A 16,095-nucleotide genomic window follows, 5' to 3' on the forward strand; every position below is an offset into this window, starting at 1 on the left:
AGCCGTCCTGACGGACAGCTCATGGCGTCCTCCGCCCCGCGAGACCAGCAAAGCAAGGAGCCACCGTGACCGCAGTACCCGCCATCACCCTCAACAACGCCGTGCAGATCCCGCAACTCGGCTTCGGCACCTTCCAGATCGAGCCGGAGGAGACCCGGGAGACGACGCTGGCCGCCCTCGAGGCCGGATACCGCCACATCGACACGGCGCAGATGTACGGCAACGAGAAGGAGGTCGGCCAGGCGGTCCGTGACTCCGGCATCGACCGCGCCGACGTCTTCGTGACCAGCAAGCTCAACAACGACGCCCACGCGCACGACGACGCGCTCAAGGCGTTCGACCGGACGATGGACGAGCTGGGCCTCGACTACCTGGACCTCTTCCTCATCCACTGGCCGCTGCCCGGCAAGGGCGACTTCGTGGAGACCTGGAAGGCCCTGGAGGAGATCTACCGCTCGGGACGCTCCAAGGCCATCGGGGTCTCCAACTTCCAGCCGCACCACCTGCGTCGGCTTCTGGAAGGCAGTGACGTGGTCCCCGCGGTCAACCAGATCGAGGTGCACCCCTACCTCACCCAGGACGTCGTCAGGGCCTTCGGCGCCGAGCACGACATCGCCACCGAGGCCTGGTCGCCCATCGCCCAGGGCAAGGTCCTCGACGACCCGACGATCAACCGCATCGCGCAGCGCGTGGGCAAGACGCCTGCCCAGGTGACCCTGCGTTGGCACATCCAGCGCGGCGACATCGTCTTCCCCAAGTCGGCCACCCAGAAGCGCATCGAGGAGAACTTCGACCTCTTCGACTTCGAGCTCAGCCAGGGCGACATCGGTGAGATCTCCGCCCTGAACCGCGACGAGCGGACCGGCCCCGACCCGGACCGCTTCAACGGCTGAGGGCGGACCGGCTCACACCGTGGTGGGGAAGGCCTGTTCCGTCCAGATGGTCTTGCCGGAGCGGGAGTAGCGCGTTCCCCACCTCTGGACGAGCTGCGCGACGATGAACAGGCCGCGCCCGCCTTCGTCCTCCTCGCCGCTGTGGCGCAGGTGGGGCGAGGTGTGGCCGCGGTCCGCGACCTCGCACAAGAGGGTGCGGTCGCGGATGAGCCGCACCTGGATCGGCCCTTCGGCGTACCTGACCGCGTTGGTGACCAGCTCGCTGACGACGAGCTCGGTGGCGAACGCCAGTTCCTCGAGGCCCCATTGCCGCAGCTGCTGGGTCGCCAGCTCCCGGGCCTGGCCGGGGGCGACCGGCTCAGGAGGCAGCTCCCACTCGGTGACCTGCGCGGTGTCGAGTTCACGGGTCCGGACGAGCAGCAGGGCCGTGTCGTCGGCCGTCGAGCCGCTCGGCAGGAGCTCCGCCACGGCCCGGTCGCACAGTTCCTCGAGCGAGGCGTGCCGGTCGCTGAGCACCTGGCCCAGGGTGTCCATTCCGTGATCGATGTCGCGGTCGCGCGCCTCGACCAGGCCGTCGGTGAAGAGCGCGAGGAGGCTGCCCACCGGCAGCTCGATCTCCGCCGACTCGAACGGCAGACCGCCGAGGCCGAGCGGTGGCCCCGCCGGCAGGTCGGGAAAGATCGGCGGGCCCTCCGGGGTGACCACGGCCGGCGGCAGGTGCCCGGCCCTGGCCATGACGCAGCGCCGCGACACCGGGTCGTAGACCGCGTACAGGCAGGTCGCGCCGGTGGTCACGTCGGCGTACGTCCCGTCGGGTGTGCCCAGCTCGCTGCGCTGCTCCTCCGCGGACTGCGCCACCAGATCGTCGAGCCGGGAGAGCAGCTCTACGGGGTCCATGTCCATCTGGGCGAACGCGCGTACGGTCGTACGGAGCCGGCCCATGGTGGCGGCCGCCTGCAGGCCGTGACCCACCACGTCCCCGACCACGAGCCCGACGCGGGTGCCGGACAGCGGGATGACGTCGAACCAGTCGCCGCCGACGCCCGTCACGTCGTCCGTGGGCAGATAGCGGTGCGCGACCTCGACGGCCGACTGCTCCGGAACGTGCCGCGGCAGCAGCTGGCGCTGCAGGGCCAACGACGCGGTGCGCTCACGGGTGAATCGGCGGGCGTTGTCGATGGACACCGCCGTACGGGCGACCAGCTCGTCGGCCAGCGCCACCTCACCGCTGTCGAAGGAGGCCGATCCGGGGTCACGGACGAAGGTGACGAGCCCCAGCGTGCTGGTCCCCGCCCGCAGCGGCACGACCAGGGCCGCGTCGTCGAGCACGAGCCCGCCCGAGGAGAGGCTGCGATGCTGCGGCGAACCGGGCGGGTACTCCACCGGAGGGTGGTTCTCGACGGGAGCAGCGCGCCCCCGGTCGGCGGGACCGCGGGCACTGGGCCCGCAGTGGGAAGGATGACCGCCCGGCTCCAGCCGTTCGGCCTCGTCGGCCGAGCAGCGGGCGACCCGCACCAGCGATGCCGCCGCCGCGCTGATGGTGGCGGGCACCTCGCCCTCGAGGACGGCTCGGGCGAGGTCGACCGTCACCGTGGTGGCGAACTCCGGCACCGCCACCTCGGTGATCTTCTCGGCGGTGACCCGCACGTCGAGGGCGGTTCCGATCCCGCGGCCCGCCTCGACGAGCAGCGCCAGACGCCGCTGGGCCTTGTGGCGGTCGGAGATGTCGAAGGCGTCCTCGCACACCCCGATGACACGGCCGTCGGCGTCCTGGAGCCGGTAGTAGGCACACGACCAGAGATGGTCCGTTTCCGGGTCGCTGGGCGGCCTGCCCTTGAAATGCAGGTCCAGAAATGGCTCTCCGGTGTCCAGGACGTGCCGCATGACCGCTTCGAGCGTGGGCGGGTGCCCCTTGCTCACGAAGGTTCCGCTGGAGTACAGCTGATCGGCCCGAAGGCCCCGGAACTCGGCGAACGGTCGCCCTATCTCCCGTTCGTACGCCGCGTTGCACCAGGTCAGACGCAGGTCGGTGTCGTAGATGCCCAGACCGACGGGTGACTGGGTGGCGAGGCCCTGCAGCAGGGCGAGACGGGATTCCCACTCCCGCAGTTCCTGCAGCTCCGTCGCGACGAGGACGCGCGCGGCCGGGCCCGCGCCGGGCAGGGGGCACGACGCGGTGGCGACGATCAGGTCACGCCCGTCCTGATGCCGGGCCACGTGCAGCTCGTTCCCCCGGACCTGGGGAGGGAGAGGGAGGAAAGACGGCGTCGGGCCGGGGGACAGGAACGTGGTCAGGGGCCCGCCGACGACCTCCTGCGGCGGGTATCCGAAGAGCCGCTCGGCCGCGGGGCTCCAGCCGATGACCGTGTCCTGGGCGTCGACGACCATCGTGGCCGCCCTGGTGACGTCGAGGGGACCACGAAATTCAGCACCCTGCTCCTCGTTCCATGCCTTCATGGCGCCACACCAGCCCCGTTCATTCCCTACAGAATCCGCTGTCCCCGGGGCGGGCACAACCGCGGCGCACCCGCTCGGCGAAACCGTGGGGTCCGCACACCCGCAGGTTTGTCCTTTGACCGGCACAGGAAACGGGCCACCCCACTGCCGATCGGCCTGGTGCAGGCGGCCGCCCTCCATCACGCCGACGACAGCCTCGACACGTTCGCGGACCAGCTGCGCCGCCCCGCCCGCGCCTACCCCGGGGTGCGTCTTTTCGCGTTCCCGGAGCTGCACGTGTGTGGCCACCGGCCGGACGAGGAGCCCGAACGGGTCATGACCGCGGCCGCACAGGACCTCGACGGGCCCAGGGGTAAACTCTTTGCCGGCCTGGCCCGTGAACGAGGTCTTCCCCTGCCTTCCCTACGAGACGACGGCGGCGGGCGGCAGCTTCGTCGTCTTCGACCTGGAGGGGCACGGGCGGGTGGGTCTGTCGATCTGCTACGAAGCGTGGCGAACTCCCGCTGTACGAGGGCCGGATCGACCCGTCGCGCTGGCGCGACGGACCGCGGCAGACCTGATCGGGCGGACCCTGCGTCCCGGCTCCGTCGGCGGCGCCGGTGGCCGCGTCGATGATGCCGAGGGCGGGGCGTATCTGCCGGTGCGGGAGAGCCGACGGGGGTCCAAGATCCGGGGCATGGTACTCCGCGGTCCGATGGCCGAATTGACCCCCTGTGAGACCACGGCACCTAAGCGACATGTTTGCATGTGTCCATGATCATTAACGCACAGCAAACATCTGGACCGCAGACGTACGTGGACCGCGTCCTGGAACAGTGGGGCACGGACGAGGACGCCGAGGCGCTCGTCCAGGGTGACCGGCGACTGACCCGGGCGCAGGCGCGGCGGCAACTGTTCCGGTTGGGGCACGCGCTGCGCCGCCAGGGGCTCGCGCCCGGCGACGGAGTGGGTCTTTTCCTGGCCAACCGTGTGGACTCCGTCCTGGTCCAGCTCGCGGTCCATCTCATCGGCTGCCGCGTCGTGTTCCTGCCGCCCGAACCCGGGCCCGGGGAGCTCGCCGCGCTGGTCGAGCAGTCCCGGGCACGCGCCGTGGTCACCGACCCGCTCTTCGCCGACCGGGCCGCCGACGCGGCGGACCGCAGCGTCCACGCCCCCGTGCTGCTCAGCCTCGGGACCTGCGAACAGCGGTGCACCGACCTGCTGGCGGTGGCCGCCGAATGCCCCGCCGAGCGCCCCGAGGGGGTGCCCGCCCCGGGGCCCGACGACGCCGTCACCGTCCTCTACACCGGCGGCACCCTGGGCCGCCCCAAGCTCGCCGCCCACAGCCACCGGCTGTACGACGCACTGGTGGACCTGGCGGACGGCCGGGAGGGAACGAGCCCCGCCGTCTTCCCGACCGCGAACCCCGGCACGGACAGGGTGCTCGCCTCCACGCTGCTCACCCACGGCAGCGGCCACCTCACCTCGGTGCAGGCCCTGGTGACAGGTGCCGCCCTCGTCGTGCTGCCCGAGTTCGAGGCGGACGCGGCCCTGACGGTGCTGCGCGAGGAGCGGATCACCGCCACCATGTTCGTGCCGCCGATGCTGTACGCGCTGCTCGACCACCCGGAGTGCGTGTCGGGCGCCCTCCCCGCGCTGCGCCGGATCGTCGTGGGCGGCGCGGCCTCGTCGCCCAGCCGTCTGCAGCAGGCGGTCGAGGTGTTCGGGCCCGTCCTCAGCCAGGGCTACGGACAGTCGGAGGCACTCGGTATCGCCGCGTTCGGCGCGGACGACCTCGCCTCTCAGGGGGCTCGCCGCCCCGAGCTCTGGCGCAGCTGCGGTCGCGCGATATCCGACACCGAGATCGAGATCCGTGGCGAGGACAGCGCGGACGCACTGCCCGCCAGGCAGGTCGGCGAGGTGTGTGTCCGGGGCGAGACGGTGATGCTCGGCTACTACGAGGACCCGGAGCGCACCGCGCAGGCGCTGCACGAAGGCTGGCTGCGGACGGGGGACCTGGGCTATCTCGACGCCGACGGGTACCTCTTTCTCGTCGACCGCGCCAAGGACATCATCGTCACCGGCAGCACCAGCGACAACGTCTACTCCAGGGTCCTCGAGGACTTCCTGCTCACGCTGCCCGGGGTGCGCAACGCGGCGGCTCTTGGCGTGCCGGACGAGGAGTTCGGGGAGGCCGTACAGATCTTCCTGGCCACGGCCGAGGGTGCCGACGTCGACCCGGACACCGTCGGCGCGGCGGTGACCGCCGAGTTGGGAGAGCTCTACACACCCCGCAAGACCGTCCTGCTCGACCGGCTGCCGACGACCAAGGTCGGCAAGGTGGACAAGAAGGCCCTGCGCGCCGCGTGGACGGACACGGCTCTGGCCTCGAGGTAGCCACCGCGGTGCGTCTGCTTCAGGCGACCGTACCCCTTGACCTCGGTGGCTCCGGCCGACTAGTTTGCGGTGGCCATCGACCTGTCACGAATGAAAGGGGGCGACCCGGCGGATGAACACCAGCTCTGATCTCGGTCGCCTCGCCCAGCGCACTGTCTGGGTTCCGGGTCGGATCGCGCACGGCGCCTGAGTACGCCTTCACGGCGCCCGAGTACGCCCTTCTGATGTGCCCGTCCGTGGCACATGCGTGCCTGCTGACCGCAGCGCGTCAACGTCGGCCGTCTCGGGCGCCGTTCGCGTACCCCATCACCGCCTCATCACCTCACCACCGCCTTCCGGCACGTCACTGCCGCGTGCTGTCGTGCGCCCGTCTCCCGTGGCGCGTCTGAACACAGAAAGCTGCCTGAAATTGGCGAACTCGATGCATCAGATGAAGCAGATGAACCAACCGATCGCGCAACGAAGCGAAGGCCAGTCATGACAGCGGCGCGCATCACCGTCAACGGGAAAGAAACGCCGATCTCCCCGGCCGCGTCCCACACCTCGGCGCTGGACTTCCTGCGCGAGCGTGGTCTGACCGGCGCCAAGGAGGGATGCGCCGAGGGCGAATGCGGCGCCTGTTCGGTCCTGGTGGCCCGCCCCGGGGTGAACAAGCCGACCGACTGGGTGGCGATCAACGCCTGCCTGGTCCCGGCAGCGGCCCTGGACGGGCAGGAGATCGTCACCTCCGAAGGGCTGGCCACCGTCGGTGAACCCGGCACACCGCGCACGCTGCACCCGGTGCAGCAGGAGATGGCGGTCCGCGGCGGCTCCCAATGCGGTTACTGCACACCGGGATTCATCTGCAGCATGGCCGCCGAGTACTACCGCCCTGACCGGTGCGCGCACGCGGCTTCCACGGACTCGGCCACGAGCGAGGGGCCGATCGGCGACATCGACGCCGAGCACGGTGCGAACGGGTTCGACCTCCACGCGCTGAGCGGAAACCTGTGCCGCTGCACCGGCTATCGGCCGATCCGCGACGCCGCGTTCGCCGTGGGCACGCCCACCGACGAGGACCTGCTGGCGCAGCGCCGCGAGCAGTCCCCGCCCCCGCCGGTCGCCACCGCATACACCCGGGACGACAAGGCGTTCCTGCGGCCGGGCACCCTGGCAGACGTACTGCGTCTGCTGCGTGAGCGGCCCGACGCGGTGGTGGTCGCCGGGTCCACCGACTGGGGTGTGGAGGTCAACATCCGCTCCCGCAGGGCGGATTGCGTGGTCGCCGTCGACCGGCTGCCCGAACTGCGGGAGCTGCGCGTCGCGTCCGACCACGTCGAGATCGGGGCGGCGCTGACGCTCACCGAGATCGAGCGCCGCCTCGACGGCCAAGTGCCGCTGCTGGGCGAGCTGTTCCCGCAGTTCGCGTCCCGGCTCATCCGCAACAGCGCGACCCTCGGCGGCAATCTGGGCACCGGTTCCCCCATCGGTGACAGCCCGCCGGCGCTGCTCGCCCTGGATGCCTCGGTGGTCCTCGCCGACGCCGACGGCGAGCGCGAGGTCCCGCTGGCGGACTACTTCACCGGATACCGGCAGAGCGTGCGCCGTCCCGGCGAGCTGATCCGCGCGGTGCGCTTTCCGCTGCCGCTGTCACCAGTCGTGGGCTTCCACAAGATCGCCAAGCGGCGTTTCGACGACATCTCCAGCGTCGCGGTCGCTTTCGCGCTCGACATCGAGGACGGGCTCGTACGCAAGGCGCGCATCGGCCTGGGCGGCGTGGCAGCCACGCCGATCCGCTCCCTGGCCACCGAGGCGGCCCTGGAGGGCAACCCGTGGGCGGCGGAGACCGTCGAGGCCGCCGCCCGGGTGCTGCGGGCGGAGGGCACACCGATGAACGATCACCGAGCGAGCGCCCTTTACCGTTCCGCGATGCTCGGCCAGAGTCTGCTGAAGCTGTACGCACAAACCACCGAGGGTGTGTCGTCATGAGCCATCTGTCCGAGCGCCCCGAGAACCCCGTCGTCGGCGTTTCCGTGCCGCACGAGAGTGCTGTCCAGCACGTCACCGGCAGCGCGCTCTACACCGACGACCTGATCCACCGCACCAAGGACGTGCTGCACGCCTACCCGGTCCAGGCCACCAAGGCCCACGGCAGGATCACCGCGCTGCGCACCGCACCCGCACTCGCCGTGCCCGGAGTGGTGCGCGTACTGACCGGCGCCGACGTTCCCGGCGTGAACGACGCCGGAATGAAGCACGACGAACCGCTCTTCCCCGACGTGGTGATGTTCCATGGGCACGCGGTCGCCTGGGTGCTCGCCGAGACACTGGAGGCGGCCCGGCTCGGCGCGGCGGCCGTCGAGGTGGAACTCGACGAACGGCCCTCCCTGATCACCCTGCGGGACGCGATTGAGGCCGACAGTTTCCACGGTGCACGGCCCATGATGCTGGCCGGTGACGTCGAGGCCGGCTTCGCCGACTCCGCGCACGTGTTCACCGGCGAGTTCCAGTTCTCCGACCAGGAACATTTCTACCTGGAGACGCACGCGGCGCTTGCCCACATCGACGAGGCCGAGCAGGTCTTCGTGCAGAGCAGCACCCAGCACCCTTCGGAGACCCAGGAGATCGTCGCGCACGTGCTCGGCCTGCACAGCCACGAGGTGACCGTGCAGTGTCTGCGGATGGGCGGCGGCTTCGGCGGCAAGGAGATGCAGCCGCACGGGTTCGCGGCCATCGCCGCACTCGGCGCCAAGCTCACCGGCCGCCCCGTACGGCTGCGGCTCAACCGCACGCAGGATCTGACCATGTCCGGCAAGCGCCACGGGTTCCACGCCCAGTGGAAGATCGGCTTCGACGCCGAGGGCCACATCCAGGCCCTCGACGCCGAGTTGACCGCCGACGGCGGCTGGAGTCTGGACCTGTCCGAACCCGTGGTGGCTCGCGCGCTGTGCCACATCGACAACACCTACTGGATCCCCAACGCGCGTGTCGCGGGTCGCATCGCCAAGACCAACAAGGCGTCCAACACCGCCTTCCGCGGTTTCGGCGGGCCGCAGGGAATGCTGGTGATCGAGGACATCATGGGCCGGTGCGCACCGCTGCTCGGACTGGATCCCACGGAGCTGCGCGAGCGCAACTTCTACCGGCCGGGCCAGTCGACGCCGTACGGACAGCCCGTCACTCAGCCCGAACGGATCTCCGCCGTCTGGGAGCAGGTCAAGCACAACGGCGACCTCGCCGATCGCCGCCGTGAGATCGCCGCCTTCAACGCCGCGCACCCCCACACCAAGCGGGCACTGGCGATCACCGGCGTGAAGTTCGGCATCTCGTTCAACCTCACCGCCTTCAACCAGGGCGGCGCACTGGTGCTGATCTACAAGGACGGCTCGGTCCTGATCAACCACGGTGGCACCGAGATGGGTCAAGGTCTGCACACCAAGATGCTGCAGGTGGCGGCGACCACCCTGGGCATCCCGCTGCACAAGGTGCGGCTCGCGCCGACGCGTACCGACAAGGTCCCCAACACCTCCGCCACAGCGGCGAGTTCCGGAGCGGATCTCAACGGCGCGGCGGTGAAGAACGCCTGCCACCAACTGCGCGAGCGCCTGTTGCAGGTGGCCGCCACCCAGTTGGGTTCGAGTGCCGCGGACGTGCGCATCGTGGACGGCGTCGCCCGCAGCCTCGGCAGCGACAAGGAGCTGGCCTGGGACGACCTGGTACGCACCGCGTACTTCCAGCGGGTGCAGCTGTCGGCGGCCGGTTTCTACCGCACCGAGGGTCTGCACTGGGACGCGAAGTCCTTCAGCGGCTCGCCGTTCAAGTACTTCGCCATCGGCGCCGCGGCGGCCGAGGTGGAGGTCGACGGTTTCACCGGCGCGTACCGCATCCGGCGCGTGGACATCGTGCACGACGTCGGCGACAGCCTGTCCCCGATGATCGACGTCGGTCAGGTCGAGGGCGGGTTCGTGCAGGGCGCGGGGTGGCTGACACTCGAGGACCTGCGCTGGGACGCCGGCGACGGGCCGGGCCGCGGCCGACTGCTGACCCAGGCCGCCAGCACCTACAAGCTGCCGAGCTTCTCCGAGATGCCCGCGGAGTTCAACGTGGCGCTCATGGAGAACGCCACCGAAGAAGGCGCGGTGTACGGGTCCAAGGCGGTGGGCGAGCCCCCGCTGATGCTGGCGTTCTGCGTACGGGAAGCGCTGCGGCAGGCTGCCGCGGCGTTCGGACCGAGCGGGATCAGCGTCGAGCTGGCCTCGCCCGCGACCCCGGAAGCGGTGTACTGGGCGATCGAGGGGGCGCGCCAGGCACGGCGCGTGACGCGCGAGGCCGACGACCGTGAGGTCCGAGCCGGCGCAGTCGACACCACCGGCGCAAAAACGTTGAGCGGTGCCTGACATGACGTGGATCGCCGCGGTCGCGCGGTTGCGAGCACGCCGGGAGCCCGGCGTCCTCGTGACCGTCGCGTCCGTGCGCGGACACGCCCCGCGCGATGCCGGTGCGAAGCTCGTGGTGGGGGAGACGGAGGCGTGGGGTTCGATCGGTGGCGGCAATGTCGAGGCCGTCGCGATCGACCGGGCCCGGGAGATGATCGCCGCTTCCCTGTCCGGATCCCTGTCCGCGTCCGGTTCCACGTCCATGTCCACGCCGGAGCCGGAGCTGATCGATTTCGCCCTGAACGACAAGGTGACCAACCAGCACGGCGTGCAGTGCTGCGGCGGCACGGTCTCGGTGCTGCTCGAACCGCTCGCGGTGGTACGGGCCGTGGCGATCTTCGGCGTGGGACACGTCGGCCTGGAACTCGCGCGCATCCTGGCACGGCAGGACCTGGACCTCCATCTGATCGACACCCGCTCCGACATCCTCACCGAGGAGCGGCTCGCTGTGCTGGCGGACGCGGTGGGGCAGGTGCATGTGCACCACACTCCGCTGTTGCCCGAGGAGGTTCTGGAGGAGTTGCCGCGCGGCACCCACGTCCTGATCATGACCCATGATCATGCGGAGGACGCCGCCCTGTGCGACGCCGCCTTGCGCACCACCCATCTCGGTTCCATCGGGCTGATCGGGTCGGCGGCCAAGTGGGTGCGATTCCGCAACCGCCTCACCACCGAGGGCGGTCACGACGAGACCACCATCGGCCGGATCAAGACACCGATCGGCCTCGCGGACATCACCGGCAAGGAACCCGCGACCATCGCGGTGAGCGTCGCCGCGGATCTGCTGCGCACGTTCGAGGCCGAGGAAATCCCCTCGGGTCCTACGGCGACGGGAGCCGCCCCGGGGAGCGCAGCACGAGCAGGGTGATCTCGCTGGGGGCGAAGACCCGGAAGGGCGGGCCCCAGAATCCGGTGCCACGGCTCGTGTAGAGGAGGGTGCGGGTGCCGTGGCGGCTGAGGCCCGCGAGGGCGGGCTGGTCGATGCGCACCAGGTAGTGGAAGGGCCAGATCTGACCGCCGTGGGTGTGGCCGGAGAGCTGGAGATCGATGCCGTCGGCTGCCGCCCGGTCGATGAACTTGGGCTGGTGGGCCAGGAGCAGGACGGGCAGTTCGGGGTCGGCTCCGTCCAGTGCTCCGGCGAGGTGGGCGCGGTGGCCGGCCAGGCCGGAGGGCTCGGCGGTGACGTCGTCGACGCCGGCGACCACGAGCGTGTCACCGCCGCGTTCGAGCAGCAGATGGCGGTTGCGCAGCGGCTCCCATCCCAGCTCGTCCATCAGGTCGACCCAGCCTTGGGCCTCGCTGTAGTACTCGTGGTTGCCGGTGACGTAGACCTTGGCCCGGGAGGCCCGCACGGTGGCGAGCGGGGCGGCCTGGGCGCGACGGCGTTCGGCCGTGCCGTCCGCGATGTCGCCGGTGTGGCACACCAGATCGGCGTCCAGGGTGTTCACCGTCTCGCAGACCTTCGCCGACCAGCGTGCGCGGTCGAGGGGGCCGTAGTGGGTGTCGGTGATGAGGGCGACGCGGGTGCCGTCCAATCCGGCCCCGAGGCGCGGCAGTTCCACGTCGAGACGGCGCACCCGAGGCACGCGGCGGGCCTCGGCGTACCCCCAGGCGAGGAGCACGGCGGTGACACCGAGGACCACCCACGTGACGATCCGGGCCCGGTCCTGGCCCTCGCCGACGCCGGCCGCGGTCAGGGCGAGGCGCAGCAGGAGGCCGAGCAGGACGGACCAGGTGAACAGGACCCAACTGGCGCCCAGCAGGGTGTCCCCGACGATCGCCGCCCGGTCCTCCTGGCGCCGGCCGTGTCCGCGCGTCATCGCGATCGGCATGCCGACCAGTCCGAGGGCGAACAGGGCGGTGCCGCCCAGGGCGACGGGGAGCGGCCAGTGCTGGCCGGTGTGCAACAACACCCAGCAGGGCACGACCCACAACAGGACGGGTGCGATCAAGGGGATGTAGCGCATCAGGCGGCGCAGCGGACTGCGCTGAGTCGTGTGCGCCGCACGGTCGGCGGGTTGGGTTTCGCTGGTGTCGGTCACGCGTGCCCTTTCAAGCAACCAGGCTGCCGTCGCGCGCACTGTACCGGTACGGTCCGGCCAAGCCCCACCCGCGGATCCCGCCGCCGTCAACAGGGCTCAGGCGTTGCCCAGGCGAGTGCCCAGGGCGCGGACGATCTCGGTGCCGAGGACGGCCTGGCCCCGGGCGTTGAGGTGGATGCCGTCGGTGCTCCAGATCGACCCGTCGCGGTCCGTCGGATGGCTGCGCAGATCGACGTGGACGGCGTCCAGACGCTCCGACACCGATCGGATCCTCCGCGACAGGACGGCGAGACGCTCACGGGCCACATCCCGGTAACGCGCGTCGAAGTACGGGTTGCCGATGATGTCGAAGAAGCCGGCGGTCACCAACGTGCCGGCGGCACGCAACGGCGTGAAGAGGGTCTCGAGTTCGCCCTCCACGGCATCCGCGTCGAAAGCCTTGCGCAGGCCGTCGTTGCCCCCGCACAGCGCGATCACCAGGTCAGGTCCGAAAGCCAGCGCGGACTTCAGCTGCGTCTCGCGTACCTGCGCGGTCACCAATTCACGCTGTCCCAGGTTCAGATGTACCAGTTCCGGCCGCACCTCACGGAGAGCGGCGATCACCAGACTCGACCACGAGCCGGTGAGATAGCCGGGGCACGACTCGCTGACGCCCCGGGCGACGCTGTCTCCGACGATCACCAGCCGGGACCACGGAGCGCCCCGGAGCAGTGCCGCTCCCTCGGCCGGTGACATCACCTGCGGGTCGTCCCTCTCCGTCATCCGGATCGTTTCCACTGCCCCAACCCCTCCTGAGCCCGGTGCCTGTTCATCGACGTCATCGACGGTGGCATCCGGTGTCCGTGACCGCTGGCGGAAAAGCGCCATCACCGCGGTGCGGTGTCCCGGGCAGTCTCGGTCCCGCGGCAGCAGGGGGCCTGAGACGTCCGTGTCAGCGGGATCTCAGGGCGCTACCACCCGGCGCCTGAACGATGAGACAGCACTCCGTCGCACCGCCGGTGCGTTCCCAGCTCTCGGAAGGAGCGAGGTGTGGACAAGGCAGCCGGGACGAACCGGCACGGCACAGTCGTCGGCGGTCGAGGACCCGGCCTGGCGCCCGGCGTACCCTCCCTCACCCGGCAGCTCGCCGAGTGGTCCGCCGGTCTGCGCCACGCGGATCTGCCCGCGCGGATCGAGGAGTACGCCACCAGCCAGGTCATGTCGCATCTCGCGGTGCTGCGGGCGAGCCTGGCACACCCCCTGGGGCGAAAGCTGGTCGGGGCCTTCGGCACCCCGCTCATGACCGACCCCTGCCGAGCGGCGCAGGTCATGGCCGCGCTGTCCTCGTGCCTCTACTACGAGGACAGCATGTACGCGGGCCATGTCACCCACGCCTCCGTCGGCGTCCCGCTGGCCTACCGGCGGGCGCAACGGCTCAACGGGCGGGCCCTGCTCACGGCGGTCGTCGCCGCGAACGAGTGCGCCGCCCGGGTCACCGCCGCCTGCGCGCTGGGCCCGCTGCGGGGGCAGGGGACCTCGTACACCCAGCTCGTGGGTGCCGTGGCGGCCCGCCTGCACGGCGCCCGGGTCCCGGCCGGGTTGTGGACCAACGCCTGGGGCCTGGCCCTCGCGATGCCGCCATGGCCGCTGCGCAGAGCGCTGCTCGGCAGTGAGGCGAAGGTCCTCTCGGCGGCGACGCCGGTGCGGACCGCGCTGGACGCCTGCGACGCGGCGGCAGCGGGGCTGCGGGGCGCGGAGGACATCCTGGAGCACCCCGGCGGCTTGCTCGCCAAGTTCTCCGACGTGGCGTCGCCGGAGACGGTCACGGCCGGACTCGGCACGCGCTGGCACACCGAGACACTGACCTTCAAGCTCAACCCGGCCGGCGCGTACGTGGACGCCGCCGTCGACTGCGCCTCGCAGCTGCACGCCCGGCTCTCCCCGGAAGACCTCCACGACATCGAGGAGATCGTGGTCTCGGCGGCCCGGCTGACCATCGCCATGGACCAGGAGGGCGCGCCGTACGTGGACCGCGACCGGTCAGCGATCATGGCGCTCAACGTCTCCGTCGCCTACAACGTGGCGACCGCCCTCACCACCGGCGCCGTCGTCCCCGCGGACCTCGCGGAGCCGGCGACCGCGGACCGCCTGCGCTGGTCGCTCGCGGACCGGGTGCGGCTGGAGTACGACCGCGGGCTGAGCCGCGAAGTGCTGCGCGGGACAGCCCCGCTGGGCGAGGCGCTGCGGCAGGCCGGAGAGAACGGCAAACGGTGGCTCGTGGCCGTCATGGGCGAGGGCATCACGGCCACCACCGACATCGCGGGACCGCCGAGCACCACCTTCCAGGAGGCCGACAAAGCGGTGGGCGCCCGGCTGCGGGTCACCCTGCGCGACGGCCGGGTGCTGACCGCCTCGTGCGGGCGGCCGAAGGGGGCGGCCGGTCCCGAGACGCGGCACGGCCACCGTGAACTGGTCCGTTCCAAGCTCGCGTCGTCCGGAACCTCCACCGAGGTGATCGACGGCCTGGACCGCCTCGCCTCGCTGACCACACGCCAGGTCGACGCGCTCGTGACCAGAGCACTGTCCGAACCGCTGCCCACGCCCGAGGCCAATCCGGCCTCGATCCGCTGAACGCCAGCACGCAAGAACGCCAGAACGCCCTGACGTCAGAAGGGGAATCGCACGATGAGCGACCGCGAAGCCAACGACCGCGAAGCCAACGACCGTGAACGTTCTTGCCCCACACCCAGGTTCACCTATCCCACCAAGCGCACCGACCCGCTCGTACCGGCCGACGTCTACGCACAGGCGCTGCGCGAGGAGCCGGTCTGCCCGATCACCCTCGCGACCGGCGACCCCGCCTGGTTCGTGGCCCGCCATGAGGACGTACGGACCGCGCTGTCGGACCGCCGGTTCAGCAGGGAGGCGCTGTTCCGCCCCGGCGCCGCACGAGCGCAGGTGGTCGAGCCCGACCCGGACAGCATGATCACCATGGATCCGCCACGGCACACCCGGATCCGCAAACTCGCCAACCGGGCGTTCAGTCCGCAGCGCGTGCGGCGCATGCGGCCGTACGTGGAGGAGGTCGCCGCGGAGCTGCTCGATGCCATGGAGGCCGGCCCGCCCGCGGGCGACCTCGTCGAGACATACGGGCGCCCGCTCGCGCTGCGCGTCATCTGCCGCATCCTCGGGGTCCCGTTCGCGGATTACGACAAGTTCGGGGACTGGTGCGACCGGTTCTTCTCGCTCACCAAGTACCCGCCCGAGGAGCTCCAGCAGGCCAACGAGGACATGCGGGCCTACTTCGCCCGGCTGGTCGGCCACCGGCGCGAGGAACCCGGCGACGATCTGATCAGCGCCCTGGTACAGATCCACGACGAGGAGGGTGAGCCGTCCGAGCGCGAGATCGTCAGCCTGGGCGCGCTGCTGCTGTTCGCGGGACACGACACCACGGTGACCGTGCTGTGCGCCGGGACGGCGACCCTGCTCGGCAATCCCGACCAGCTCGCGCTGCTGCGGGCGGATCCCGCGCTCTACCCCGATGCGGTGGAAGAGCTGGTGCGGCTCAACGTCCCCGGCGGCGGGACCGCCATCCGGATCACGACGAGCGACGTGAAGCTGGGCGGCACGGTCATCCCCGAGGGGTCGGCGGTGCTCGCCTCCGTCGGCACCGCCAGCCGGGACCCCGAGGTCTACCCGGATCCCGATGACTGCGTCATCCAGCGTGAGCAGCGCACCCAGATGGCCTTCGGGCAGGGCCCGCACTTCTGCATCGGCGCCGGTCTCGCCCGCCTCGAACTGGAGATCGGCCTGCGCGCCCTGTTCGAGCGGTTCCCGCGGATACGGCTGACGGTGCCGGCCAGGGAGTTGCGCTGGAAGGACTTCGCGCACCTCGGAGGTCTGGAAGAGATGCCCGTGGCCTGGGACTGATCA

General features: G+C 70.9%; 10 protein-coding genes. 7 read left to right on the forward strand and 3 right to left on the reverse strand.

Annotated elements, in window-relative coordinates; translation table 11 throughout:
• Window positions 1-65: 65 nt before the first annotated feature.
• On the forward strand, window positions 66-893 hold the full coding sequence (locus AB0M70_RS09435) for an aldo/keto reductase (protein WP_365818106.1): 828 nt from the start codon (window positions 66-68) through the stop codon (window positions 891-893).
• Window positions 894-905: 12 nt separating this feature from the next.
• Here the strand turns inward: AB0M70_RS09435 and AB0M70_RS09440 are convergent, their stop codons facing one another.
• Complete coding sequence (locus AB0M70_RS09440) at window positions 906-3,350, reverse strand: SpoIIE family protein phosphatase (RefSeq protein ID WP_365818108.1); 2,445 nt, start codon at window positions 3,348-3,350, stop codon at window positions 906-908.
• 753 nt (window positions 3,351-4,103) lie between these two features.
• Here AB0M70_RS09440 and AB0M70_RS09445 point away from each other — a divergent pair.
• The 4 genes from AB0M70_RS09445 to xdhC all read left to right on the forward strand — a co-directional run bounded on the left by AB0M70_RS09445 (window position 4,104) and on the right by xdhC (window position 11,009).
• Window positions 4,104-5,726, forward strand: a complete 1,623-nt coding sequence (locus tag AB0M70_RS09445; RefSeq protein ID WP_365818110.1) for an AMP-binding protein — start codon at window positions 4,104-4,106, stop codon at window positions 5,724-5,726.
• A 477-nt stretch (window positions 5,727-6,203) separates the two neighbouring features.
• Window positions 6,204-7,694, forward strand: coding sequence for an FAD binding domain-containing protein (locus AB0M70_RS09450; RefSeq protein WP_365818112.1), 1,491 nt, complete (start codon window positions 6,204-6,206; stop codon window positions 7,692-7,694).
• A complete protein-coding gene (gene xdhB / locus AB0M70_RS09455) occupies window positions 7,691-10,102 on the forward strand; it encodes a xanthine dehydrogenase molybdopterin binding subunit (RefSeq protein WP_365818114.1) in 2,412 nt (803 codons plus the stop codon). Before AB0M70_RS09450 ends, xdhB begins: the two co-directional genes overlap by 4 nt.
• A 1-nt stretch (window position 10,103) precedes the next feature.
• Window positions 10,104-11,009: a xanthine dehydrogenase accessory protein XdhC gene (xdhC, locus tag AB0M70_RS09460; protein ID WP_365818773.1), complete on the forward strand. Its 906-nt coding sequence runs from the start codon at window positions 10,104-10,106 to the stop codon at window positions 11,007-11,009.
• On the opposite strand, the gene AB0M70_RS09465 is transcribed toward xdhC, so the two are convergent.
• Window positions 10,963-12,183, reverse strand: coding sequence for a metallophosphoesterase (locus tag AB0M70_RS09465; protein WP_365818116.1), 1,221 nt, complete (start codon window positions 12,181-12,183; stop codon window positions 10,963-10,965). The two genes, xdhC and AB0M70_RS09465, sit on opposite strands and share 47 nt — an antisense overlap.
• A gap of 96 nt (window positions 12,184-12,279) precedes the next feature.
• Window positions 12,280-12,960, reverse strand: coding sequence for an SGNH/GDSL hydrolase family protein (locus AB0M70_RS09470; protein ID WP_365818118.1), 681 nt, complete (start codon window positions 12,958-12,960; stop codon window positions 12,280-12,282).
• Window positions 12,961-13,212: 252 nt separating this feature from the next.
• Here AB0M70_RS09470 and AB0M70_RS09475 point away from each other — a divergent pair, with 252 nt between their 5' ends.
• Window positions 13,213-14,793, forward strand: a complete 1,581-nt coding sequence (locus AB0M70_RS09475; protein ID WP_365818120.1) for an MmgE/PrpD family protein — start codon at window positions 13,213-13,215, stop codon at window positions 14,791-14,793.
• A gap of 54 nt (window positions 14,794-14,847) precedes the next feature.
• Complete coding sequence (locus tag AB0M70_RS09480; protein WP_365818122.1) at window positions 14,848-16,092, forward strand: cytochrome P450; 1,245 nt, start codon at window positions 14,848-14,850, stop codon at window positions 16,090-16,092.
• The last annotated feature ends 3 nt before the right edge of the window (window positions 16,093-16,095 follow it).

Origin of the sequence: Streptomyces sp. NPDC051214, from assembly GCF_040682375.1 — a bacterium.
GTDB lineage: Bacteria > Actinomycetota > Actinomycetes > Streptomycetales > Streptomycetaceae > Streptomyces.

Coding starts and splice junctions, on each gene's coding strand:
- AB0M70_RS09440 (WP_365818108.1), bottom strand. CDS start 3,350: ATGAAGGCATGGAACGAGGAGCAGGGTGCTGAATTTCGTGGTCCCCTC.
- AB0M70_RS09445 (WP_365818110.1), top strand. CDS start 4,104: ATGATCATTAACGCACAGCAAACATCTGGACCGCAGACGTACGTGGAC.
- AB0M70_RS09450 (WP_365818112.1), top strand. CDS start 6,204: ATGACAGCGGCGCGCATCACCGTCAACGGGAAAGAAACGCCGATCTCC.
- xdhB (WP_365818114.1), top strand. CDS start 7,691: ATGAGCCATCTGTCCGAGCGCCCCGAGAACCCCGTCGTCGGCGTTTCC.
- xdhC (WP_365818773.1), top strand. CDS start 10,104: ATGACGTGGATCGCCGCGGTCGCGCGGTTGCGAGCACGCCGGGAGCCC.
- AB0M70_RS09480 (WP_365818122.1), top strand. CDS start 14,848: ATGAGCGACCGCGAAGCCAACGACCGCGAAGCCAACGACCGTGAACGT.